Origin of the sequence: Streptacidiphilus sp. MAP12-16 (assembly GCF_041262165.1) — a bacterium.
Classification (GTDB): domain Bacteria; phylum Actinomycetota; class Actinomycetes; order Streptomycetales; family Streptomycetaceae; genus Streptacidiphilus.
This window is the reverse complement of record NZ_JBGCBY010000005.1, coordinates 15038-38109: the sequence shown is the minus strand read 5'-3', so window position 1 is coordinate 38109 and position 23072 is coordinate 15038. Positions and strand designations below refer to the sequence as shown.

Annotated in this window: 21 protein-coding genes and 4 pseudogenes; 15 read left to right on the top strand and 10 right to left on the bottom strand. The window is 70.1% G+C overall.

Features of this window, described 5'->3' with window-relative positions:
- Positions 1 to 461 precede the first annotated feature (461 nt).
- Both ABIA33_RS07560 and ABIA33_RS07555 read left to right on the top strand, forming a co-directional pair.
- Entirely contained in the window at positions 462 to 794 is a 333-nt protein-coding gene (locus tag ABIA33_RS07560) for a hypothetical protein (RefSeq protein ID WP_370078492.1), read from the top strand.
- A 639-nt stretch (positions 795 to 1433) separates the two neighbouring features.
- Positions 1434 to 1880, top strand: coding sequence for a universal stress protein (locus tag ABIA33_RS07555; protein WP_370078490.1), 447 nt, complete (start codon positions 1434 to 1436; stop codon positions 1878 to 1880).
- A gap of 97 nt (positions 1881 to 1977) precedes the next feature.
- On the opposite strand, the gene ABIA33_RS07550 is transcribed toward ABIA33_RS07555, so the two are convergent.
- A complete protein-coding gene (locus ABIA33_RS07550; RefSeq protein WP_370078488.1) occupies positions 1978 to 2457 on the bottom strand; it encodes a hypothetical protein in 480 nt (159 codons plus the stop codon).
- A gap of 224 nt (positions 2458 to 2681) precedes the next feature.
- Here ABIA33_RS07550 and ABIA33_RS07545 point away from each other — a divergent pair, with 224 nt between their 5' ends.
- A complete protein-coding gene (locus ABIA33_RS07545; protein ID WP_370078486.1) occupies positions 2682 to 3404 on the top strand; it encodes a hypothetical protein in 723 nt (240 codons plus the stop codon).
- 163 nt (positions 3405 to 3567) lie between these two features.
- On the opposite strand, the gene ABIA33_RS07540 is transcribed toward ABIA33_RS07545, so the two are convergent.
- From ABIA33_RS07540 to ABIA33_RS07520, 5 genes and pseudogenes are all read right to left on the bottom strand, one after another.
- The gene (locus ABIA33_RS07540; RefSeq protein WP_370078484.1) at positions 3568 to 4035 is read right to left on the bottom strand and encodes a hypothetical protein; all 468 of its coding nucleotides are present in this window, start codon (positions 4033 to 4035) and stop codon (positions 3568 to 3570) included.
- 250 nt (positions 4036 to 4285) lie between these two features.
- Positions 4286 to 4867, bottom strand: a complete 582-nt coding sequence (locus ABIA33_RS07535) for an RBBP9/YdeN family alpha/beta hydrolase (RefSeq protein ID WP_370078482.1) — start codon at positions 4865 to 4867, stop codon at positions 4286 to 4288.
- A gap of 148 nt (positions 4868 to 5015) precedes the next feature.
- Positions 5016 to 5874 (bottom strand): annotated as a pseudogene (locus ABIA33_RS07530) (hypothetical protein).
- 58 nt (positions 5875 to 5932) lie between these two features.
- Entirely contained in the window at positions 5933 to 6592 is a 660-nt protein-coding gene (locus ABIA33_RS07525; RefSeq protein ID WP_370078480.1) for a GntR family transcriptional regulator, read from the bottom strand.
- Between the two features lie 259 nt (positions 6593 to 6851).
- A complete protein-coding gene (locus tag ABIA33_RS07520; protein WP_370078478.1) occupies positions 6852 to 7268 on the bottom strand; it encodes a winged helix-turn-helix transcriptional regulator in 417 nt (138 codons plus the stop codon).
- A gap of 154 nt (positions 7269 to 7422) precedes the next feature.
- Here ABIA33_RS07520 and ABIA33_RS07515 point away from each other — a divergent pair, with 154 nt between their 5' ends.
- The 3 genes and pseudogenes from ABIA33_RS07515 to ABIA33_RS07505 all read left to right on the top strand — a co-directional run.
- Entirely contained in the window at positions 7423 to 8400 is a 978-nt protein-coding gene (locus ABIA33_RS07515; protein WP_370078476.1) for an NADP-dependent oxidoreductase, read from the top strand.
- Positions 8401 to 8438: 38 nt separating this feature from the next.
- Positions 8439 to 8759 carry an NIPSNAP family protein gene (locus ABIA33_RS07510; RefSeq protein WP_370078474.1) on the top strand — a complete coding sequence of 107 codons (321 nt, stop codon included), beginning with the start codon at positions 8439 to 8441 and terminating at the stop codon, positions 8757 to 8759.
- A gap of 25 nt (positions 8760 to 8784) precedes the next feature.
- Positions 8785 to 9408, top strand: a pseudogene (locus ABIA33_RS07505) (zinc-binding dehydrogenase); the annotation flags it as partial.
- 151 nt (positions 9409 to 9559) lie between these two features.
- Here the strand turns inward: ABIA33_RS07505 and ABIA33_RS07500 are convergent.
- Entirely contained in the window at positions 9560 to 11203 is a 1644-nt protein-coding gene (locus ABIA33_RS07500) for a family 43 glycosylhydrolase (RefSeq protein ID WP_370078472.1), read from the bottom strand.
- A 492-nt stretch (positions 11204 to 11695) separates the two neighbouring features.
- Here ABIA33_RS07500 and ABIA33_RS07495 point away from each other — a divergent pair, with 492 nt between their 5' ends.
- The 4 genes from ABIA33_RS07495 (at position 11696) to ABIA33_RS07480 (ending at position 16627) form a co-directional block, all read left to right on the top strand.
- Positions 11696 to 12238 carry a SigE family RNA polymerase sigma factor gene (locus tag ABIA33_RS07495; RefSeq protein WP_370078470.1) on the top strand — a complete coding sequence of 181 codons (543 nt, stop codon included), beginning with the start codon at positions 11696 to 11698 and terminating at the stop codon, positions 12236 to 12238.
- Positions 12238 to 13149 (top strand): hypothetical protein, encoded by a 912-nt coding sequence (locus ABIA33_RS07490; protein WP_370078468.1) that lies wholly within the window; start codon positions 12238 to 12240, stop codon positions 13147 to 13149. The genes ABIA33_RS07495 and ABIA33_RS07490 overlap by 1 nt, the downstream gene beginning before the upstream one ends.
- Positions 13150 to 13332: 183 nt before the next feature.
- Positions 13333 to 13878, top strand: a complete 546-nt coding sequence (locus ABIA33_RS07485) for a tannase/feruloyl esterase family alpha/beta hydrolase (protein ID WP_370078466.1) — start codon at positions 13333 to 13335, stop codon at positions 13876 to 13878.
- A 52-nt stretch (positions 13879 to 13930) separates the two neighbouring features.
- Positions 13931 to 16627 (top strand): RICIN domain-containing protein, encoded by a 2697-nt coding sequence (locus ABIA33_RS07480; protein ID WP_370078464.1) that lies wholly within the window; start codon positions 13931 to 13933, stop codon positions 16625 to 16627.
- Between the two features lie 38 nt (positions 16628 to 16665).
- Here the strand turns inward: ABIA33_RS07480 and ABIA33_RS07475 are convergent.
- The 3 genes and pseudogenes from ABIA33_RS07475 to ABIA33_RS07465 form a co-directional block, all read right to left on the bottom strand.
- Positions 16666 to 16834, bottom strand: a pseudogene (locus ABIA33_RS07475) (transposase); the annotation flags it as partial.
- A 95-nt stretch (positions 16835 to 16929) separates the two neighbouring features.
- Positions 16930 to 17472, bottom strand: a pseudogene (locus ABIA33_RS07470) (aminotransferase class I/II-fold pyridoxal phosphate-dependent enzyme); the annotation flags it as partial.
- 264 nt (positions 17473 to 17736) lie between these two features.
- Entirely contained in the window at positions 17737 to 18636 is a 900-nt protein-coding gene (locus ABIA33_RS07465) for a helix-turn-helix transcriptional regulator (RefSeq protein WP_370078462.1), read from the bottom strand.
- A 231-nt stretch (positions 18637 to 18867) separates the two neighbouring features.
- Here ABIA33_RS07465 and ABIA33_RS07460 point away from each other — a divergent pair, with 231 nt between their 5' ends.
- From ABIA33_RS07460 to ABIA33_RS07440, 5 genes are all read left to right on the top strand, one after another.
- The gene (locus ABIA33_RS07460; RefSeq protein ID WP_370078460.1) at positions 18868 to 19269 is read left to right on the top strand and encodes a DUF2255 family protein; all 402 of its coding nucleotides are present in this window, start codon (positions 18868 to 18870) and stop codon (positions 19267 to 19269) included.
- Between the two features lie 73 nt (positions 19270 to 19342).
- Complete coding sequence (locus ABIA33_RS07455) at positions 19343 to 20377, top strand: alcohol dehydrogenase catalytic domain-containing protein (RefSeq protein WP_370078458.1); 1035 nt, start codon at positions 19343 to 19345, stop codon at positions 20375 to 20377.
- The gene (locus tag ABIA33_RS07450; RefSeq protein ID WP_370078456.1) at positions 20374 to 21162 is read left to right on the top strand and encodes a carboxymuconolactone decarboxylase family protein; all 789 of its coding nucleotides are present in this window, start codon (positions 20374 to 20376) and stop codon (positions 21160 to 21162) included. Before ABIA33_RS07455 ends, ABIA33_RS07450 begins: the two co-directional genes overlap by 4 nt.
- Positions 21159 to 21998, top strand: coding sequence for an SDR family oxidoreductase (locus tag ABIA33_RS07445; protein WP_370078454.1), 840 nt, complete (start codon positions 21159 to 21161; stop codon positions 21996 to 21998). The genes ABIA33_RS07450 and ABIA33_RS07445 overlap by 4 nt, the downstream gene beginning before the upstream one ends.
- A 41-nt stretch (positions 21999 to 22039) precedes the next feature.
- Positions 22040 to 23014 carry an aldo/keto reductase gene (locus ABIA33_RS07440; protein ID WP_370078452.1) on the top strand — a complete coding sequence of 325 codons (975 nt, stop codon included), beginning with the start codon at positions 22040 to 22042 and terminating at the stop codon, positions 23012 to 23014.
- Positions 23015 to 23072 lie beyond the last annotated feature (58 nt).

Sequence of the window (23072 nt, the reverse complement as noted above, 5' to 3'; positions counted from 1 at the left end):
ACCGGTCAGGGGCGCCTGCCGCAACGCCTGACAGTGGCCGGCGGGAAGCTCCCACGTACGATCACTTCCCAGTCCGGGCCGGGGCAGTTCGGGACTGCCGACTGGGGCTCTGGTCAGCGGACGGTGAGCGGGTTGCCCTGGCCCGCCGGGTTCGGGGGCGTACTCGCCCCTGGAGCCGTCCCCGGGCGAGGGCGGGCAGCCTGGCGTGCCCGGATGTCCTCCAGTTCCCTGCGTCGAGGTTCCGTCCGACACTCGGGTGGTTGTCGTGACCAGGTACTCCCTGCCCAACCTCCTCGATCGTCACAGCGTGCGGGACCGGACTGACGGGCGGGGCCGCTCGGGCCCGTGAGCTTCCCCCTTGCCCACATCGACCCATGCGAATCCCTGGCGTGCCCCGGCGACCGGGCCGTGCGAGTCTCGCCTTGTCGGCAGTCCTCGGACGAGCGCAGGAGGCGCGGGTCATGGACATGAAACTCGAAGTCGTCGTGGTGCCGGTGGCCGACGTCGACCGGGCCAAGGAGGTCGACGTCGAGCGGGCCCTTGTCTGGCGGGATTTCATGGTGCCCGACTATTCCGACGCGGGCGGCAGTGCTGGTTGGCCACAGAGGCCGCAGTGGTGCTGTCCAGTCGGCGCGGTTGTCCCTGCCGGTGAATCGGCGAGCCGTGCGACCGCCCGCAGCAGGAACGATTCGCCACGCCGCCGGACCCCCGCGCCGTCGAGATCAAGTGCTTTGCCCGGCTCTCAACCTGCGGAGGCGAGCTCTGCGTCCTTCGACGTTCGTGCGGTGTGTTGAGTACGGCGGTGGCGCGGACAGGGTTCGGCGGGGCACAGTGGCGCCATGTCCGAACGACGCGACCGCCGCCGCCTGCAGGCCCGAGCGCGAGCTCTTGGGGTCCCCATCGAGCTGGCCAGGCGCCACCCGCCGCCTCGGCCGACGCTGCCTGCGGAACCTGCGTGGCCGCGTACAGTGCTTCCGGACCGGGACGAGGACCGCTCTGGTCCCCAGCAGACATGGGCACCGTCCCTGTGCTGCACAGTCTCGCAAACGCGGGAAGTTCTCGCCGGCGGCACGGTCGTCATGCTGACGATCCATGCCGCCGGGTGCTCGGTCTGGACCGCGCGGTAGCGACCGCGACGCCGTAACTCGCTGCGGAACATGATCCCGACGAGGCGCTTTCATGGTGCGCGGGCCGACGATGGCGGAGGTTACGCCGGGGTGGTTGTCCAGCCCCTCGGTGGGAAAGAGCACCGGCTGGGTTAGTAGGTGGTCGCCCGCCCACTGTGATCGAGCGCAGAGCGTTCCCTGATCGGGGGCAGTACACCTGCCTGGAGAGCGTCAACCGGTGCAGTGGCAGCCGCACCCGCTGCCGGAGACAGTGGAAAGCACGCAGGCTGACGTGACGGACGTTTCCAGCAGACACGGAAGTGCGCGATGAGCGACGCGGCCGCGGTACACGCCCCACGGATCGTGGTCGGCGTCGATGGTTCCGAACCCTCGAAAGCTGCCCTACGGTGGGCCGTCCGGCAGGCTGAACTGACCGGCGACGCCCTTGTGGCGGCGATCGCCTGGGACTTCCCGCACAACTGGACCGGCTGGTCCCCGGCCGGGGAGCCCTCGTTCGACTGGCAAGACAGCGCCCGCAAGATCCTCACCGAGACCATCGATGAAGCCATCGGGCCCGATCATCCCGTCGAGATCGGTACCCGAGTTGTCCAGGGCCACCCGGCCGGCGTGTTGCTGGACGAAGCCCAGGGCGCCGCATTGCTGGTTGTGGGGAACCGCGGGCACGGCGGGTTCCCCGAAGCCCTGCTCGGCTCCGTCGGACAGCACCTCACCCACCATGCCACCTGCCCCAGGTGCTGTGGATGGCCTGGGTAGGTCCACTGAAAGCCAACCCACTCGCTTTCCGGGATTGCGCCTTCCCAGTCGTCGGTGCACCGGTCGGCCCAGGCGTGGCCCACCATGACCGGCCGGGTCACCACACCGGCAGTAACCTCCTGTGCCCGCACGAAACCTCCTGTACCCGCACGACCAAACCGAGCCCGTTGGCTCCAGGATTCCCCCGCGGACCGTAGGACGCGTCGATCACCCCGCACTCATGAGCATGCGAGAGGAACCGCTCCAGATCAGCTGGGATGCAGCCGGTCAACTCCCTTCCCCAGAGCGTCACCTGGGGTCCGTGGACCGCATCGACCGCAACGCAGAACAGCCGGCTGCCGACGAAGTAGGCGTACACGGCAGGTTCAGCAGGCCCCAAGCCGAACTCCACACCCAGGGTCTCCCGAGATGACGGGTCGGCCTGGAACCGACGCAGCTCGGTCATTCCCGGTAGTACTGCGGCGACCTCAGTGATACTCACGCCGAAACACAGCGGCCCGACGCCTTCCAGAGGCATCAGCTCCCAGCCCGCCCGCGTCGACCCCATCAGAGCATCCCGAGGATCTACTACCGCCATCTCTCCACCCGTCCCCACCCACACGCCGAGCTGCCCCGGTTCCCGGCGCTCGACATCACCCTGGCATTACACCAGGCCCAAGATCACTCACGGAATCGCGGTCAGAACCTTGAATTTCCCCACCCACTGCTCTGCTGTTGGCCAGACCTGCTCACATGATTCCCCACGTCGGTGCTGGCCGGCGGTAGCCCTGCCCTGCTGCGAGCTGGCGAGGGACGGCTTGGTTGGATGCCCGCATGACGGATTGGTCGCAGTTGGAGCATGCGTATGGCACCGCCGAGGACGTCCCGGCCCTGTTCGAACGGCTTGGCACCGAGCGCAACGACGAAGTCTGGAGAGACCTGTGGTCGCGGTTGTGCCACCAGGGCAGTGTCTACTCGGCGAGCTTCGCTGCCCTCGCTCTGCTTGCCGATCTGGGAAGCGAGGCGGGCACACACGGTGACAATGCCTTGATCCTGGCCGGAGCGATCGCCGCTGACGCCGATGACGAGACCCGTGGTCAGTACGGCGCTCCGATCAAGCGACTGCGGACGCTGGCCCATGCCCGGATCCGCCTACCGGCGGATCCGGTCTTCTACATCTATCTGCTGCAGACTGTCATGGCACTTGACGCTGTCCCCGTCTGGTCCTCGGCCCTTGAGGTGTTGGCCGACGAGACGATCGAAGTGTTCTGTCCCGAATGCGAGATGGGGGTGTTCGTCTCCATCGGTGGTGCCGGCTACTTCTCCGCCGTTGGCGACTGGGCGCACGGCGATCCGGAGGGCTCGCCGCTTCGCGCCGCCGAGCCGGACGACCTGTCGGGGCCTGCGCGCGTACTCTATGACGCGGCCAGCGAGACCGGGGTCGACACCGTCGCGCTCGCCCTCACCTACCTGTTCGGCTTGGGAACGTGCGGCGAGTGCGGCGCCGAGTTCTCGATCGCCGAGCAAGTGGCCGAGCAGTACTGAGACGCCCTGCGGGCGGGGCCGACCGGAGCGAGAGAAGCAGGTTCTCTGCGCTGGCCCTGGCCAAACCTGCTCGGGCGATCTCCCCACTCACGCGACTGCCCGCACTGCCAGCAGTCGATCACCATCGTCGCGCTCCTGGCCACCCCGGAAGCCGCCAGGCCCGTCATCGGCCGCCTCCCCGGCGTTCCGCCGCTGCGGAAAGTGCCCTGACCTGACCCATCGTCAACCGTTGGGGCCCGCCGACCGAAGGTCGGCGGGCCCCAACGCGCACATGGCTCTCCGCGTAGTCCGGTGGCAGATCGGACAGTAGCGCCTCGTACTCGGTGATCGCCTGGTCGACCAGGCCTGCGCTGCTCAGGATCTCGGCGCGGTCCGCTCGCCTTCCCAGTGTCAGATGGTGGCCCTCCCCGTGCAGTTGTCGGCTGTCCGCGACCACGGCGGCCGCGGTTTCCACAGCCCTGTTCAACTGGCCGGCTTGCGCATAGGCGTTGGCCAATGACTGGCGGATTCGGGGCCACCAGGGGACGACGCCCTCGTCCTCGAAGAGCGAACCGGTCGGGCCGCCCTCGGGCAGCGTGGCGAGCCTGATCGCCGCCGCCTCGGCCTCGCCAACGCCACCTTCTGGCGGCACTTCCCCGACATGACCGAGGCAGTACGAACCGCCGCCTGATCCCGCTGCCCGGCTGGGGGCGACGCCCCGGGCGGCGACCGCTACGACGAGTTGCGCAGGAACAACGCCGTACTGCGGCGCTCCTGCACTGAGCTGTCCGAGCATCTCGGGCTGGCCGTGGCCGACATCCAGAGGTTGTCCCTGGAGAGCCACCACTTCCGCCAGGAAGTCGAAGCCGCGGCGACGGCCGCCCTTTCTCCGCCCTTTGTGGCTAGTTGACGGTCAGGCGTGTGGTGGGATCCACACACCAGTCCAGCACCGAGGCCCAGTGGCCGTAGCCGTCAGGGACGGCCACATGCCCGGCGCCCGCCAACAGATCCACGTCGCAGCCGAGCGGCTGACCAAAGATCTCGGCGGCGCCCTCCGGGCAGTACGGGTCGTTGTCCGAGCACACCAGCCGAGGTGTTGCCACGGCGAGCTTCAACCTGGTCAGATCGAGGGACGCCGGCGTGAACCCGGCTATCACCTCCCAGGAGAACATCGCCGGCCCCGGCGGACTCACCAAGAGCACGCGATCGGCAGCGGGTATGTCACCGCGGTTTGCCGCGAGGTGGAGCCAGGCCGCGCAGGCCAGGCTGTGGCACAGGACGATGCGCTCCCCGCGCATCATTCCCAACTCGGCCTCGATCGCCTCGATCCAGGCGGCGAGTGTCGGCCGGTCGGGGTCGGGCAGTTGAGGGTAGAAGACCTGCTCCCGGTGTTCCCTGAGCCGCTGGGCGAGGTCGTACTGCCAGTGCTCGGCCGGGCGGCGGTTCTCGACGCCATGGAGGATCAGAAAGCTGCGGTTCCACATGGCCGCACCCTACAAGCCGTGGATGTCCGTGCTGTTCGGCACTCTCTATCGCGGGGTGGCGAGTGCAGCGGAGACCGGTGACCAGTTCACTGCGTAAACGGACAACAGACAGCTGCAAACTCCCGACGCAAGATGTGTGCCCCGGCCCTCAGCCCCGGCCGAAGTGCACCACGGGGAAAGCGCCCGCCGTCCTGAGGGTTCTGGTGACGCCGCCGGCCAGCTCGGTGAGGCGCGCGGTGGCGGCCGAGGTGGTTGTACGGGGCGGCGTCGAGGCGGTCGGTGAGCACCTCGGCTTCATCGCGCAGGGCCGCGCCCGACTCCGTGAGGTCGCCCGCCGCGTCCAGCAGGCCGCGCTCGCGCAACCGGTCCCGGGCGGCGGCCCACTGCTCCGCGGACCAGCCGCGGGTTCGCTTGAACAGCTCTGACGTCGGCGCCTTGCCGGTTGCGTTGTGCAGGACCAGCGCCTCGATCCCGGTCAGGCCGGCGACCGCCAGGGCGGCGAGGTGACCGTCACCGCGGTGCTCGCGCAGCAGCGTCGCAGCGTGCCACAGGGCCAGGTGGGGTTCCTCGGGCACAGGCAGGCCGGCGTTCGCGGCGTACAGCGGCCGCGCCTCTGGGCGGCACGCTTCGGTGGCGCGCAGCGCCAGCCCGGCCGCCTCGGCGATCTCCTTCGACGCGAGAGTCTCCTGCCCGAGCAGCCGCCGCAGCGTTCCGTCCGCGCCGCGCAGCCGGGCTGTGAGCACCGCCTTCGGCGTGGTGACGGCCCATGCGGCGGGGATGTACCGCCGCACATGCTCGTGGTTGAAGTTGTAGAACGTCGCGGTGACGGTGCCCGCGTCGACCGCCCCGAGCGGGGCAGCGCGACCCGCGAAGTAGGCCATGGCTCCGCGTTCCAGCCCGAGCCCCGCGAGTTCGTCCCCCAGCTCCGGCGCGAAGTACACACATGAGTGCAGGGGATTGACGGCGTTGTGGCAGTGGCGGCCCGCACTCGCCTCGAATGACGTCATGCCGTGGCTCCGGTGTCGGTGATCGGGTGCGGTCGTCCGGCCGGGTCGGCGAGGCGCATCAGGCTTCCTTTGCGGGTTCGTGGCAGGTACCGCCGGTCAGTTCGGCCGCGGTCAGCGTGAGGTGCTGGGCCAGTACCTCGGCCGCGGTGTTGGCGTCGCGGGCGAGCGCCGTCTCCTCCAGCCGGCGGTGCTCGCCGACGCCGTCCCGGTCGGGATTGCGGTGCGCCGACCAGCGGCGGGCCAGTTCGCTCGCGGTCCACATCCGGTCGAAGGTCTCCAGCAGGACGGGGTTGCCGCACCCCTCCAGCAGGGTGCGATGGAAGACCCGGTGGGCTTGGGACCATGCGCCGCTGTAGTACTCGCCCTCCTCCGGCACGTACGCCGGGGTGCGGGTCAGACGGTGGTGGGCGGCTCGTACGCGGGCCTCCCAGTCGACGTCACCGCGCTCGACGGACATCCGCAGCATGACCGGTTCGATGGTCCAGCGGGCCTCGGTGATCTCCTGCCAGCGGCGGTCGGAGAAGGCAGGGACGGCGAATCCGCGGTTGGGCAGCCGGTCGGCGAGGCCCTCGCCGACCACCCGTACGAGCGCCTCGCGCACGACGGCCAGGCTCACGCCCTGTTCCCTGGCGAGGTCCTGCGGTTTGAGGGCGTCACCGGGGGCGTAGTCCCCTCGCATGATCGCGTCCCGCAGGCGGGCGTAGGCCTGATGGGGCAACGCATCGAGCCCGCGACCGTGCCCGGGCTCTTCCTGATCACCACGGCCGTGGCGACGAGCAGCAGCGGGGAACGAGCCGTACCACGGCGAGGCAGACACCGCAGGGGAGCGCCACCGTATGCGGCCGGCCCGCACACAGCACAACGACCGCCGGCGACCGAGGAATCCACCGCCGCGGAGCCCGAACACAACACATTCGCCGGAGCCCCGAGAGTGCCAGGCCGACTTCACCACCACGCCTCCCGTGCGATCTGGCCATTCATTGCAAAGTGTCGGCAACAGCAGCCACGGCGTCTCGATGCTGGCATGTACGCGGCTCGGCCCGAGTTTGATCGATGTTGTCCTCGACCCAAGTGCGGAGCTGGTTGAGGGGGACGGCGGCGCTCTTGCCGAGGGCGGTGAGGGCGTATTCAACGTGCAGCGGAACGGCCGGGTAGACGGTGCGGTCGACGAGTCCGAAGTCCTCCAGGCGGCGCAAGGTCTGGGTGAGCACCTTGGGGCTGACGCCCTGGAGCCGGCGTTGGAGTGCGCCGAACCGCTGGGGTCCCTCTTCGAGTGCCCCGACGGCCAGGGCGGACCATTTGTTGGCCAGCAGGTCGAGCAGCGCGCGACACGGGCACTGCGCGGCGTAGACGTCGTGGTGCGAGTGCTGGCCGGTCGGGCAGCTGGTCGTCATTCATGCGCTCCTCACCTGGATGCTTCCCAACGGGAAGTAGTTCCCCTTGCAGGTAACTACACCCGCGGGCCTAGCGTCATTCCCGCCAGCGCGGAGGCCACGGCCCAGGAGCGCCGAACGGCTTTCCGCACCATGCGATTTCGAGGGATGAAACATGTCCGCAGAGAAGACGAAGACGATGCGCGCAGTGGTCCAGGACGGTTTCGGGGGGCCGGAGGTGCTGCGGGTCCACGAGGTGCCCCGGCCGCAGCCGCTGCCGACGGAGGTGCTGGTGCGCGTGCACGCCGCCGGGGTGAACCCGGTGGACTGGAAGACGCGGGGCGGTACCGGCATGGCCGGAGTGCTCGGTCAGCCGCCCTTCGTGCTCGGCTGGGACGTCTCCGGCGTGGTGGAAGAGGTCGGCTTCGGCGTGACCACGCTGGCGGTGGGTGACGAGGTCTACGGGATGCCCTGGTTCCCGCGCGCCGCCAGCGGCTACGCCGAGTACGTCACCGCCCCCGCCCGGCAGTTCGCCCGCAAGCCGGCGACGGTCGGTCACGAGCAGGCCGCCGCCGTGCCGCTCGCGGCACTGACCGCATGGCAGGCACTGGTGGACACCGCCGACATCCGTGCCGGGCAGCGCGTGCTGGTCCACGCTGCGGCCGGCGGGGTCGGGCACTTCGCGGTCCAGTTCGCCAAGCACCTCGGCGCGCACGTCATCGCCACCGCCAGTGGCGCCCGCCACGCGTGGCTCAAGGAGCTCGGGGCCGACGAGGTCATCGACTACAGCACCGTCCGCTTCGAGGACGCTGCCCGGGACATCGACGTCGTCATCGACCTGGTCGGTGATGCCCACGACAAGACCAGCCTGCGCTCGCTGGAGGTGCTGCACCCCGGCGGCCTCCTCGTCGCCATCCCCGCCGGCGTCTCGCCTGAACTGGCCGACGCGGCGGCGGCGCGCGAGGTCCGGGTCACCCCGTTCCTCGTGGAGCCGGACGGCCCGGCGCTCGCGCGCATCGCCGCACTCATCGACGCGGGAGAGGTCGCGGTCGAGGTCGAGGAGGTCTTCCCACTGGAGCAGGCCGCCCACGCCCACATCCGGGGTGAGCACGGCCGCACCCGCGGAAAGCTCGTCCTCCGCACCACGGCCTGATCCCCGACCGGGATCCCCGACGGGAAAGGAGCACCCACATGTTCTACGAGATCCGCCGCTACCAGAGCCAGCCCGGACGGCGCGACGAATGGGTCCGCTATATGGAGGCCGTGGTCATCCCGTTCCAGACCTCCAAGGGCATCGACGTCGTCGCCTCGTTCACCGACGAGCAGGACCAGGACGGCTACATCTGGATCCGCCGCTTCGAGGACGAGGCCCAGCGCGAGGCGCAGTACGCGGCCGTGTACGAGAGCGACCGCTGGAAGAACGAGATCGGACCGGTGGTCTACGGACTGCTGATCCCGGAGCAGTCCGTCGTCACCCGCGCCATCCCCACGCCCGCCTCACCGTTGCAGTAACGCCACCTCGCAGGAGAACACCCAGGTCGTGGTCCCGTTCACCTACTCGGACGGCACCTGCGAGAACTGCCGCCGGGGCCTGACCACCTCCTGCCGCCACGGCGGAAAGTGGGGTGTCGGCGGCGTCGACGGTGGCCAGGGCGAGGCCGCCCGCATCCCCTTCGCCGACGGCACCCTGGTCAAGCTCCCGGTCGGCGAGGACTCCGAGCTGCTGCCCGACCTGCTGACCCTGTCCGATGTGCTGTGCACCGGCTGCTACGCCGCCCGCACCGCCGGAGTCCAAGCTGGCGACAGCGTCACCGTCATCGGCGACGGCGCGGTCGGCCTGTCCGCGGTCATCTCCGCGAAGCTGCTCGGCGCCGAGCGGATCATCCTGATGGGCCGCCACATCCAGCGCACCGACCTCGGGCGCGAGTTCGGCGCCACCGACGTGGTGGCCGGGCGCGGCCAGGACGGCGTCGCCGCCTTGCGCGAGCTGACTGGCGGCACCGGCACCGACCGGGTGCTGGAATGCGTCGGCCTCAAGGACGCCCTGGTCCAGTCGGCTGGCGTGGTCCGCGACGGCGGCACCATCAGCCGAGTCGGTGCCCCGCAGTACCCCGAAGTCCCCTTCGGGTTCATGGAGTTCCTGCGCAACATCACCCTCACCGTAGTTCACCGTTCCCTGCGGGGAGAGGCCGGACGAGACCGTCTCCTCAAAGCAACGTCAGTACCAGCAGCCCGTCCACCATCAGCAGTCCCATCCAAACCAGGGACGGAACAACCTAATAGCGCATCATATAAAGACGAAACATCCTCTCTCAAAGACAGGTGGGCAAGGTGGTGGCGTAGGTGGCTTGGTCGAAGTCCGCGTAGTGGCCGTGGCCGTTGAGATCCCATACCCACAGGCCGACGAACGCTCCGGTGAAGCCGAGGGAGCGGATCTGATCGCCATCGAAGTCTTCGGCATGTTCGTCGGAGAGCACAGTCGCGTCGAGCGGGGTTCCGAACGGCCGCCAGCCGGTGCCTGTGTCGAGGCGGAATCGCAGGTCCGGTCCATCGAGGTCCAGCCCGAGGCGCAGGCGTGTGAGGTCGCCTATGACTGCCCGGTGTGTGGTGTCGACGGTGGTGCGACCCTGGTCACAGGTGGCCAGGCGGATTTCGGCGTTTCCGTCGTCGGCCGTGGTGACGTGAAGGTAGTACCAGTTCCGGGTGTTGTAGTAAGCGGTTATCCCGGCCAGGTGCTGGTAGCCGCGTGCCCGGTACTCCATCACGGATTCAAAGGAGCAGCGCGCGGCGGTGATCCTGCGGGCTACCAGGCTGGGGCCGACCAGGCTCTGTGGTGAACGGCCGCCGTGCAGTCGCAGGTGCGAGGGGCGTTCGGTCAGCGAGAGCCAGTCAGGTGTCGCGGGGCGCCGCAGAGTCGACCAGTGCGGGCCGAGTTCGCAGCGGTCGAAGTCGTCCTCGTCCTGCTCGTGCTGGTCTGGTCCGTGTTCGGCCTGGGAGGCGGTCCATGCTGAAGGGGTCAGGTCCGGTGCAGGGACGAGCAGTTGGGGTAGTCCGGTCTCGGTCCTCGGCCAGTCCTCGTGCGTCCATGTCACCGGGGCCAGGGCGGTCTCCCGGCCCAGCACGCAGGGTCCGTGGGTGCTGACGGGGCGGGCAGCGAGGTAGGCCAGGTACCACTGGCCGGAGCCGGTGTGCGCGAGACTGCCGTGCCCGGCCTTCTGCAGGGGCAGTTCGGGGTGGTCGCGCGCGGTGAGCAGCGGACCGTGCGGGTCGCGTTCGTACGGCCCCGCCAGTGAACGGGAGCGGGCCACCATGACCTGGTGCTGGTAGCCGGTGCCGCCGTCGGCGGTGAGCAGGTAGTACCAGGGATCGCGGCGGTAGAGGTTGGGACCCTCGATCCAGCCTGCCTGGGCTCCCAGGTCGATCGGTACGGGATCGCCGACCAGGCAGCGGGCGGTCCGGTCGTAGCGGGTGGCCTCCAGCCCGGCCGAGCCGCCGTGTCCCGGCCGCCAGTCGTGGACCATGTTGAGCAGCCAGCTGTCGGGCCCGTCGTGGAAGAGGGACGCGTCGAACCCGCGGGCGTGCAGCGGGATCGGATCGGACCACGGCCCCCGGATCGAGGGTGCGGTGACCAGGTAGTTGGGGCAGTCGGTGAAGCCGCCCGCGTACGTAGACACGTTGGAGTACACGAGGTGGAACAGGCCGTCGGCATGGCTCAGGTTCGGGGCCCACACGCCGCCGGAGTCCGGGCAGCCCGCCAGGTCCAGCAATGCCCGGCTGTCGAGCGCGCCGCCAAGTGGCCGCCAGTGCACCAGGTCACGGGAGGTGTGCAGGCGTACGCCGGGGTACCACTCGAAGGTCGAGGTCGCCAGGTAGAAGTCCTCGCCAACGTGCAGCAGTGAGGGATCCGGGTGCGACCCCGGCAGGATCGGATTGCGGATCATCGGGGTGGGGTTCATCTGAGCTGGTCCTCGTCACGGCGGGCAGGTCGCCCAGGGCCCCGGGCACAGTCGGCGAATGTAGTGTCGAACGTATTCGCGAGCAATGGGCCAGCCCTGTGCGCGCCACGGCGGGGAGACGACCGCTGCGTGGGGCGGGACTGCGGACGGGCATGGCTCGATTGGCCGGAGCGACGAGGAGGCCGACGGGGTGAATGCTGCTGCGTGCGCGTGGATAGCGACGCCAGCCGTTCCATCGGCGCAGGGCGAGCTTGAGCGTGGTGCCGGTGGCCTGGGCAGGAGAGCACTGCCGGTACAAGGTCTGTACTTGACGCCGCGCGAACGACTCCTCACCGGCGTGGTGGTGGCGGTCTCGTCGACTGAGCCCGGTCGACCACATCGACGTACTTGCCGGTAAGGTCATGCACTCCTGCACTCCTGCACCGCTGCATCCGGTGAGGTGGTCCGGGGCGGCGGGCTCGGCAAGGTACGGGAGTTCAGGAGGGGGCGACGGTGACATTCGGCACGACCGTATCTCGCGATGCCGTCACCGACGGTGAGTTCCACGCCTTCTTCGAACGGCGGCACGCCGAACTGTCCCGCCTCGCCTACCTGTTGACCGGCGAGCCGGACGCGGCCGACGACATTGCCGCCGACGCGCTGCTCGAGGTCTGGCGGCACTGGGATCGGGTCAGCGCCGCGGACAGCCCGTCTGCTTACGCGCGCGGCGTGGTCGCCAACCTGTGCCGCAACCGAATCCGCAAGCTCGGACGGGAACGCCTGGGCCAGCGCGGCTGGGGCACGCTGTGGCGCGACCGGGCACACAGCACGGACGCGGACGTGCCGGCCGTTGTTGACGTGCGCAGCGCGTTGCGGCTGGTCCCGTACCGGCGACGGGCCTGCTTGGTGCTGCGTTACGCCTTCGATCTCTCCGAGCAGGAGACGGCGCGTACTCTCGGCATCTCGGTGGGAACGGTGAAGAGCCAGACCGCGCGCGGTGCGGCGCAGCTGGCCGAGCTGCTGCGCGCGCAGCCCGAGAACGGAGGGGAGAGCTGATGGCGCACCATGACGCCCGCGGTGACGCGCTCCACGACGTGTGCGGTGACGGGCTTCGCGACGAACTGCGCGGGGACCTGAAGGCCGAAGCCGCAAGCCACCGGCCCGATCGTGAGGCGATGCTGGCCCGGATCGAGCGCGGTCGCAGGGAGCCGGGCCGGGTGGCGCCGAGGCGGGGCAAGCCCGTCGCGGCGCGGCGCTCGGGCTTCCGGGTGGCAGGGACCGCGGCGGCGGTCGCCGCCGTTCTCGGGCTGAGCGTTGCCGGGACGTGGGCTGCGGTGGGCCACTACACCGATCCGCGACCGGTCGAGTCCAGCGCACCGGCGAGGCCGGCTCCACAGGTCGGCACGGCGACCAGCACGCCGGCCCGCAGCCACGGCTCCTCCGCGGCGCCCACGACGGGGACGGGGCCGCCCGGCCACGCCGCCACATCGCCCGCGTCCGCGGTCGCTTCGGCTACCGCGACCGCGACCGCGACCGCTTCATCAACGGCGAGCCCGACCGCGAGCACCCGGGTCCAACAGGGATTCCTGTGGTCGGACGGCTCGGTCGACCCCAACAGCATCGACAACTGGTCGCAGAGCGACATCACGCTGAAGAACCACGAGACCATCACCGCTCTCGACGTGCGGCTGCGCGTGGCGCTCACCCCGGCTCTGGCGAACACCGGGGCCTGGTCCACGGTCCCCGCCGCTGATCTGGTCACCACCGTGACCCGCGACAGCGACGCGCTCGTCTACGAGTTCACCCTCAAGCCGGGCGCCACTCTGACGCCGGGCACGTACGAGTTCGCGGGCCAGTACAACCACGCGTCCGGCGGTCGGGACGCGGGCCAGGACACGTACTGGGCCACTGCGACCGCCCGGACAACCCAGGTCGAGGTGTTCGGGAACTTCTACGCGACGCACTGAACACATCGAGGCGGGCCTGACGCTCGCGGACTATGTGGGACGACTCGCCGCGGCCGACAGGGCGGCACGCGCCGGAAGTCCGGAGGCCCGCGAGGCGCGAGACGCACGTACGCCCGCCCCCAACGGTGCTGATCAGGCCACGCCACTGGACTGCATGAGCCGACCCTCTCGATGAGATCGGAGTTGGCCTGGGCCGGCACGTCCGTCCCCGTCAACGGGCAGTCCCTGCGCCCTTTCCCGGACAGCTTCCTCAGCAATGCCGCCTACCCGATCGGCACCCCCGGATCCTCCGTCGACACCTTCCAGTTCACCGCCAAGGCTCTCCACCAACTGACACCGGCCGGCGTCGACGGCAACGCCATGAGCCTGGACCTGAGTTCGTTCCGGCGCGCCGGCGGCAAGCTCATCATCTGGGACGGCTGGGCCGACCAGACAACCCCGCCGGCCGGGATGCTCGACTACTACCAGCGGCTCTCGCACCCGAGCGCTCGACAGCAGGACGTCTGCCATGCATGGTCGCCGGGGCTGCAGGCGGCGCAAGGGCAAACGCGGCATCAACCATGCAGAGAGGTCGCGTTGAGCACCAGGTCAACTCATCCACAACTTTTGACTGTTGCTCGGCCTCGAGCCCGCCGGGCGCGGTTGGACGTGAGGAAAAAATTCCACAGGCGCGGCAACCTTTTCCCGCACCGCGACCACTTACGGGCAGACCCAGCGATCTGTTCCTGAGTCTGCCAAGTTCACGCGGCTCACCACGCCGCAGTCAAGGAGATCGCGTCCTATGAGCGACATCAGGGGCCTGCGCCCCTCCCACCGTGCAGGCCACCAGCCCCCGCCGGCTCGCGGTCGTCACCGGCGGCGGTGGAGCGCGACCGTCCTACTGCTGGGAGTACCCGCCATCGTTGGGCCCTACCTGCTGTTGTCGCAGCCACGATCCGAGGCAGCAACGGTCGATGCCACCGCGTACTACCGGCTGATATCCGTGCACAGCGGCAAGGCGCTGGACGTGGCAGGCTTCTCGACCGCTGACGGCGCCTTGGTCGACCAGTGGACCGATCAGGACACCGCCAACCAGCAGTGGCAAGTGAAACCCACCAGCGACGGCTTCTACGAACTGGTCAACCGCAACAGCGGCAAGGCGCTGGACGTCACAGGCGCGGCGACCACCAAGGGCGCCACGGTCCAGCAGTCGAGCGTCAGCGGTTCCGCCAGCCAACAGTGGAAGATCGGGGACACGGCCGGCGGCACGATCACCCTCACCTCGCGCAACAGCGGCGAACTGCTTGACGTCAAACGCCATTCCGGCGCCAACGGCGCCACCGTCGAGCAGTGGCCCTCCAACGGAGGCGCCAACCAGCAGTGGACACTGGTGAAGGTGTCCGGTACCGGTGCGGCACCCACCGCGCCGTCTTCGCCCTCGTCCTCGGCTTCGCCCGCGGCCTCCTCGGGCCCGTACACCTGGCGCAATGCCGAGATCAACGGCGGCGGATTCGTGGACGGGCTGGTGTTCAACCCCAGCCGCAAGGACCTGCTGTACGCGCGCACCGACATGGGCGGCGCCTACCACTGGGACGCAACCAACAAGAGGTGGATCCCGCTCACCGACTGGGTAAGCAGCAAGGATGCGAACCTGCTGGGCATAGAGAGCCTGGCCACCGATCCCGTCGACCCCGACCGCCTGTACCTGGCAGTCGGGACGTACACCAGCAGTTGGGCGGGCAACGCCGCGATCCTGCGCTCCACTGACGCGGGCAGGACCTTCCAGCGAACCGACCTGCCCTTCAAGTTGGGCTCGAACGAGGACGGCCGCTCGATGGGCGAGCGCCTGGCGATCGACCCGAACAACCACGGCACGCTCTACCTCGGTACGCGCAAGAACGGCCTGTGGCGCAGCACGGACTACGGTGTGACGTGGAGTCAGGTCGGCAGCTTTCCGGTCAACGGCGGCGCGAGCAGCGGAGTCGGCCTGTCCTTCGTCACCTTCGACGCGGCCCACAGCGGGACCATCTACGTCGGGGTCGCGGACAGCGGAACCTCGCTGTACCGCAGCACCGACGGGGGCAGCAGTTGGCAGGCGGTGCCCGGCCAGCCCAGCGGCCAGCTGCCGCAGCACGGTGTTCTCTCCGGCGACGGCTCCCTGTATCTGACCTACGGCAACGCCGTCGGGCCGAACGGGGTGACGGCCGGATCGGTATGGAAGTACACGCCGAATAGCGGACGTTGGAAGGATATCTCGCCGTCCAGCGGCAACTACGGCTTCGCGGGACTCGCAGTGGACGCCCAGCATCCGTCCACCGTCATGGTCACCACCCTCGATCGCTGGTGGCCGTCCGACGAGATCTACCGCAGCACCGACGGCGGCTCCTCCTGGACAGCGCTGGGTGCCACCTCGGTTCGCGACGACTCGGCCGCCCCGTACGAGGGCACCAGGATCGGCCACTGGATGGGCGCGCTTGCGATCGACCCCTTCGCCTCCGGGCACGTCCTGTACGGCACCGGCTCGGGCATCTGGACCAGCGCTGACGTGACCGCTTCCGACAGCGGCGGCAGCACCCACTGGACAGTGGGAGCCCACGGGCTGGAGGAGACCGCAGTACTGGGCCTGATCGCCCCGCCTGGTGGCGCCTCGATCATCAGCGCACTCGGCGATGTCAGCGGGTTCCGCCACGTCGACGTAACCAAGGAACCCAGCAGCGCCCTGTCCGGACCGCTGTTCAACAACACCACCGGCATCGACTTCGCCCAGTCCTCGCCCGCCTTCATCGTCCGCGTCGGCACCGGCGGCGCGCAGCACGGCGCGTACTCCACTGACGGTGGCAGCACCTGGTCCCCCTTCACCGGTGTCCCGGTCCCTGGCGCCGCAGGCGGCACGGTTGCCGTGTCTGCGGACGGCGCCACCGTCGTATGGGCCCCGGCAGGCCAGAGCCCGTACCGCTCCACCGACAAGGGCGCGACCTGGAGCGCCGTGGCCGGGCTACCCACCGACGTGCTGGTGGCGGCGGACCGCTCGACCGCCGGAGTCTTCTACTCCCTCAGCAACGGCACCCTCTACGCCAGCACTGACGGCGGCAGGAGCTTCACCGCCCGCACCACCGGGCTCGGCGGCGGCCAACTCAAGGCCGTTCCGGGCATCGCCGGGGAGCTGTGGATCGCCACCGGCAGCGGACTGCTGCACTCCGCCAACGGCGGCACCAGCTTCGCCAAGACGGCCGCCGACGCCGTGCAGTCGGCCATCGGAATCGGCTTCGGCAAGGCAGCCCCCGGCACGAGCTACCAGGCCCTCTACCTCACCGGAACAGTCAGCGGCGTTACCGGGGTCTTCCGCTCGATCGACGCCGGCGCGACCTGGACCCGGATCAACGACGACCAGCACCAGTTCGGCGGCCTCGGCGGCGTCATCACCGGTGACCCCGACGTCTACGGCCGGGTCTACCTCGGCACCAACGGACGCGGCGTGCTCTACGCCGACCCGTCCTGACCCAACCCGCAGGTGGCGGGGCGGCCCTGAGCCGCCCCGCCACGCCGCTGGCCGGCCCACAAGCCCAGGATGTCGCGGGTGCCGTCCACGGTGGCGCCCAGCACCACGTAGATCGCCCGGTTGGCGACCTGCCCGTCATGGATCTTGACCTGGATGGCGTCGACGAACAGCACCGGGGTAGACGGGCCGGTTCTGCCACTCGCTCACGACCTCCCGGTGCCCAAGCAGTGGCTCATGCTCCACATGCCGCAGGGGCTCCCGCCCGGCCTGTCAGAAACATGCATGGAATGGGTGCAGTCGAAGTCGGCCAGCAGGTCGGGACGGATGCCGTCGTCGTCCATCGGGACGGGCACCGGGCGCAGCCCCGCCGCCCGGGCGGCGGCCAGGGCGCCGGGGTAGGTCGGCGACTCGACCAGGATTGGGCTGCCCGGTGCGGCGATCGCGCGGAACACCATCGACAGGGCGCCCTGCGCACCGCCGGTGACCAGCACGTCGTCCGGACTCACCGCGCCACCGACCTGTCGGGCGAAGATCGCACGCAGCGGCGCCAGGCCCGCTGTCGGGGCGCGGTCCCAGGCATCCGGGCGGCGCGCCGCGCGGGCCAGGGCCGCGCCCAACGCCCTGGTCGGCTGGAGCGATTCGTGCAGGTAGCCACCGGCCATCGCGATCACCCCGTCCGGCAGGCTACCTGACGGACCGTCCGCAGCACTCGGATCCAGGTCGCGTCCCGCCAGCGCCACTGCCTGCCAGGAGGTGTCCGGGACTTCGATGCCCGCGCGAGTGCGGCGGGCGGCGACGAATGTGCCGCTGCCCGGGCGTGTCACCACTGTCCCCTCCGCCGCCAGTAGGGCTCAACTGGCTGTCGAGACAACGACGTATCCCTCCGCCGACGCTACGGATCAGCGTCGTCCAGAACAGCCTCCGCGTGCGGCCACCTCACTCGTCCGAGTGACATGGCGGCCAAGGTGCATCCCCATGCTCCTCGACGCCCCATCCCCGTCCCGAGCGACGGTCACCGGGCGCGCGCGAACACCTTGGCGGATCCCTACGAGGGTGACATCACAGGCTGCGACCCCACCGGCGTTCGATACGGGGCCTGCGCAGTCCGGTCAGTCAGCGTGGCTACCAGTGCGGGAACCCGGCTGGGCCGCTGTTTGTGGGGCGGTCATGTCGAGCAGGAGGACCGCGTCGTGGTCGGGGGTGCCGGGTTCGGCGGTGTAGACGCCGAGGCGGTGGCCAGGGGTGCCTTCCAGGGCCATGCCCTGGAAGGCCAGGGTGACGGTGCCGACCTGGGGGTGCTGGAAGGTCTTGGTGGTGTTCTTACGGCCGGTGACCTCGTAGCGTTCCCACAGCCCGGCGAAGTCCGGGCTCTTCAGCAGTAGCTCGCCGACCAGGCGGGTGAGGTCGGGGGCGTCGGGGTCGGTGCCGGCCAGGGCGCGCAGCCGGGCCACGCAGCCGCGTATCTGGTTGTCCCAGTCGGGGAAGACCTCGTGGGCAGCGGGGTGCAGGAAAAGGTAGCGCGCGAGGTTGCGCTGGGTGACGGGCCAGTCCTCAACCCCGGCGTACAGGGCCAGGCCGCCGGGGTTGTGGGCCAGGAGGTCCATGCTGCGGCTGACGACGTAGGCGGGATTGGGGCGCACCGCCTCCAGCAGCAGCTTCACGTGGGGGCGCACGGTGCGGCTGGGCGCCGGTGCGGGCTGGGGTGCGTAGCGGGCGGCGCGCACGGCCAGGTCGTGCAGGTGCTGGTGTTCGGCGTCGTCGAGCTGGAGCGCGCGGGCCAGGGCGTCGACCACGGCCGGGCTGGGCCGGGTCTCCTTGCCGCGTTCCAGGCGGGTGTAGTAGTCGATGCTGACCCCGGCGAGCGTGGCCAGTTCCTCGCGTCGCAGCCCAGGGGTGCGCCGTACGCCGGGGCCGGGGGTCAGGCCGGCGGACTGGGGACTGGTCTGAGTACGCCGGGCCCGCAGGAAGCGTCCCAGTTCCTCGCCGCTGCTGTGCTGCTCGGGTGCCATCCACCCAGTCTCACCCCGCCGCCCCTGCGACACGCCCGCACAGGGGGGCCCTGTCATACCCCCGCTGGCGGCTCCCTGGCAGAACTCGGCCTGCCTGGCACGAGCGCGTTCGGGCAGTCTCGAAGATGTGGAGCGGTCCCCGCAATAGACCACGGCAATCAGCGCGGCAAACGCCGGACGGACCGTGCCCGACTGGCGCCCCTTCTGGCGTCGGGCGACGGTGGTCCGGGCATGGCGCTCCACCGGATGAAGGGAATGATCATGGCGGAATGGGACGGCACCGACCTGGCGCAGGTCGGCTCGACCGAGGAGCTGGACCTGAGCTCGGAGCGCGCCGACGGCACGCTGCGGGACGCGGTGACGATGTGGGTGGTCCGCGCTGGCGATCACCTGTACGTGCGCTCGGTCAAGGGCACCAGCGGGCCCTGGTACCGCGGCGCGCAGTCCCGCCGCCAGGGCCGCATCCAGGCCGGCGGCCTGGAGCGGGACGTCGCCTTCCGCGAGGCCGCCCCGGAAGAGCACGCCGCCGTCGACGCCGCCTACCGGACCAAGTACGGGCGCTACACGAGCATCGTCGACCACGTCCTGACCGACCAGGCCCGCGCCTCCACCCTGCGCCTGGAACCGCGCTGACCCCACCCGTGCCAAGGCCCATGCACCGGCCACCCCGCCCAAGCCAGCCCAGCTCTTTGAGGAGTGCCTGATCATGCGCGCCACCTTGATGTACGCCGCCGACGATGTGCGTGTCGAAGACGTCGACGACCCGAAGGTCCACCAGCCCACCGACGCTGTGGTGCGGATCGTGTTGTCCTGCATCTGCGGCAGCGACCTGTGGCCTTACAAGTCCCTCGCACCCACCGACCAGCCCCGCCACATGGGGCACGAGTTCCTCGGCGTGGTCGAGGAGACCGGCTCGGAGGTACGCGGCTTCAAGCGCGGCGATGTGGTGGTGGCCCCGTTCGTCTACTCCGACAACACCTGCGTGTACTGCCGCGAGGGCCTGCAGACCTCCTGCGTGCACGGCGGGCAGTGGGGCGTGAACGGCGTCGACGGCGGCCAGGGGCAAGCGGCCCGAGTCCCGCACGCGGACGGCACCCTGGTCAAGCTCCCGGTCGCCGAGGACTCCGAGCTGCTGCCGGACCTGCTGACCCTGTCCGACGTCCTGTGCACCGGCTACCACGCCGCCCGCACCGCAGGCGTCCAGCGCGGCGACACCGTAACCGTCATCGGCGACGGCGCGGTGGGCCTGGGCGCGGTGATCTCCGCGAAGCTGCTCGGGGCCGAGCAGATCATCCTGATGGGCCGCCACCAGGTCCGCACCGACCTCGGCCGCGACTTCGGCGCCACCGACGTGGTTGCCGAGCGCGGCGAGGAGGGCGTGGCCCGAGTCAAGGAGCTGACCGGCGGCGAGGGCAGCCGCAAGGTCCTGGAGTGCGTGGGCTTGAAGGACGCGCTGGCGCAGAGCTTCGGGGTGGTCCGGGCCGGAGGCACCATCAGCCGCGTCGGCGCCCCGCAGTACCCCGAGGTGCCGTTCGGCTTCGGCGACTTCCTGCGCAACATCACCCTCACCGGTGGCGTCGCCCCCGCCCGCGCCTACATCGAGGAACTGATGCCGCACATCCTCGACGGCTCGATCCACCCCGGACGCGTCTTCGACAGCACCCTGCCCCTGGAAAACATCGCCGAGGGCTACCAGGCGATGAACGAGCGCGCCAGCCTCAAGGTGGCGATCCGCCCGTGACCACTCCCAAGCCGAACGACGCTGCCGCTGCTGCCCACGAGCGGCTGTTCCCTGGCCACGTGTCCACCCTGGCGGTCACCGACCCGGAACTGATCGCCTACTTCGACGACTTCGCCTTCGACGAGACCCTGCGCCACACCGCAGACTTGCCCGAGCGCACTCGCCTGATGACGCAGCTCGCGGCGATGATCGCGATCGGCGCGGTAGCCGAGTACCGCGTGATGCTGGGCGCGGCCCTGACCGTCGGCGTCACCCCGGTGCAAGCCAAGGAGATCGTCTACCAGGCCGTGCCGTACGCGGGCATGGCCCGCGTCTTCGACTTCCTGCACGCCACCAACACAGTGCTGACCGAGCACGGCGTGGAGCTGCCGCTGGATGGGCAGTCCACCACCACCCCGGCCACCCGCGCCGCAGACGGCCTGGCAGTGCAGAAGAAGATCGTCGGCGACCAGGCGGTGGACGCCATGTACGCGAACGCGCCCGCTGACCTGCGGCACATCCAGGAGCTGCTGAGCGCCAACTGCTTCGGCGACCACTACACCCGCACCGGCATCGACGTGCCCACCCGCGAGCTGCTGACCTTCGCGATGCTCGCCGCGCTCGGCGGTGCCGACCCGCAGGTCCGCGGCCACGTCGCCGCGAACCTGAACGTCGGCAACAGCCGCGCCGTGCTGATCGCGGTCCTGACCGCGCTGCTGCCGTTCATCGGCTACCCCCGCACTCTCAACGCCCTGGCCGCCGTCAACGACACCGCCCCAGCCACCGACAAGAAGGACAAGTCATGACCGCGCGCACCTGGCTCATCACCGGCGTCAGCAGCGGCTTCGGCCACGCTCTGACCACCCAGCTCCTGAAGCGCGGCGACCGCGTCATCGGCACCGTCCGCGACACGACCAAGGTCGAAGACCTGACCAAGCAATACCCCGACACCTTCACCGCCCGTGTCCTGGACGTCACCGACCCCGCCGCAGTGCGGGCCGCCGTGGACGAGGCGTTTGCCGCCGGCCGCGTGGACGTGGTGGTCTCCAATGCCGGCTACGGCCTGTTCGGCGCGGCCGAGGAGGTGACCGACGCGCAGGTGGACCACATCATCGCCACCAACCTGACCGGCTCGATCACCCTGATCCGCGCGGCGCTGCCGCACCTGCGCGCCCAGAGCGGGGGACGCATCGTGCAGCTGTCCACCTACGGCGGGCAGGTCGCCTTCCCCGGCAACTCGATGTACCACGCCACCAAGTGGGGCATCGAAGGCTTCACCGAGTCCGTCGCCCAAGAGGTCGCCCCCTTCAACATCGGGGTGACCATCGTGGAACCCGGTGGCGCCCGCACCGAGTTCCGCGCCGGCAGCGCCCAGATCGCCGAGCCCATGGACGCCTACGAGGGCAACCCCGCCCACGGCTTCCGGGCCATGCTCGACCCCGCCGCCCCGCCGGCGCCGGGTGACGCGCAGCGCATGGCCGCACGCATCATCGAATCCGTCGACACCGAGCCCGCACCGCTGCGCATCGTGCTGGGCTCCCAGGCCCTGGACGCCACGCTCGGCGTGCTGCGCAAGCGCGTCGAGGGCTTCGAGGCGCAGCGCGAGCTGGCTGCCTCCACCGACTTCCCCGCCGGGGAATGACCGACCAAGCGCGAGAGCGACCTACGAGGAGAGAAGCAGCGATGCAGCACATCCAATTGCGCGACCTGGCCGTGTCCCGGATCGGGCTGGGCGCGATGGGAATGTCCTCCGCCTACACCGGCGCCGGAACCGACGACGACCAGTCCGTCCGCACCATCCACCGCGCCCTGGAGCTGGGCGTCACCTTCCTCGACACCGCCGAGGTCTACGGCCCCTACACCAACGAGGAACTGGTCGGCCGCGCCCTGAAGGGCCGCCGAGACCAGGTCCAGCTGGCGACGAAGTTCGGTCTGATCTCCCACACCGGCCGCGAGCAGGGCCCGGACAGCAGCCCGGCGAGCATCCGCACCGCCGTCGAGGGCTCCCTCAAGCGCCTGGGGACCGAGCACATCGACCTGTACTACCAGCACCGCGTCGACCCCGGCACCCCGATCGAGGACACCGTCGGGGCCCTCGCGGAGCTGGTCACCGAGGGCAAGATCAGGCACATCGGACTGTCCGAGGCCGGACCCGACACCATCCGCCGCGCCCACGCGGTCCACCCGGTCACCGCCGTGCAGTCCGAGTACTCGCTGTTCACCCGCGACCCCGAAGCCCGCGTCCTGCCGACGCTGCGTGAACTGGGCATCGGCTTCGTGCCCTTCTCCCCGCTCGGACGCGGCTTCCTGACCGGCACGATCCGCTCCGCCGACCAGTTCGACTCCTCGGACTTCCGCGCCAGCAACCCGAGGTTCAGCAGCGAGAACTTCCAGCACAACCTGCACCTGGCCGACCAGGTCGCCGCCATCGCCACCCAGATCGGCGCCACCCCCGCCCAGGTCGCCCTGGCCTGGCTGCTGGCCCAGGGGGACGACATCGCCCCCATCCCCGGCACCCGCCGCGTGGCCAGGATCGAGGAGAACGCCGGCGCCGACGCGGTCCAGCTGACCGACGAGCAGCTCGCCCAACTCAGCAGCCTCCCTGCGGCTGCCGGGAACACCCACAACGAGGCGCAGATGCGCATGATGGAGCGCTGACTGGCTTTGTTCGTGAGTTGTGAGAGCGCATGTTGCCCAGCCGTGAGAGCGCCTGGTC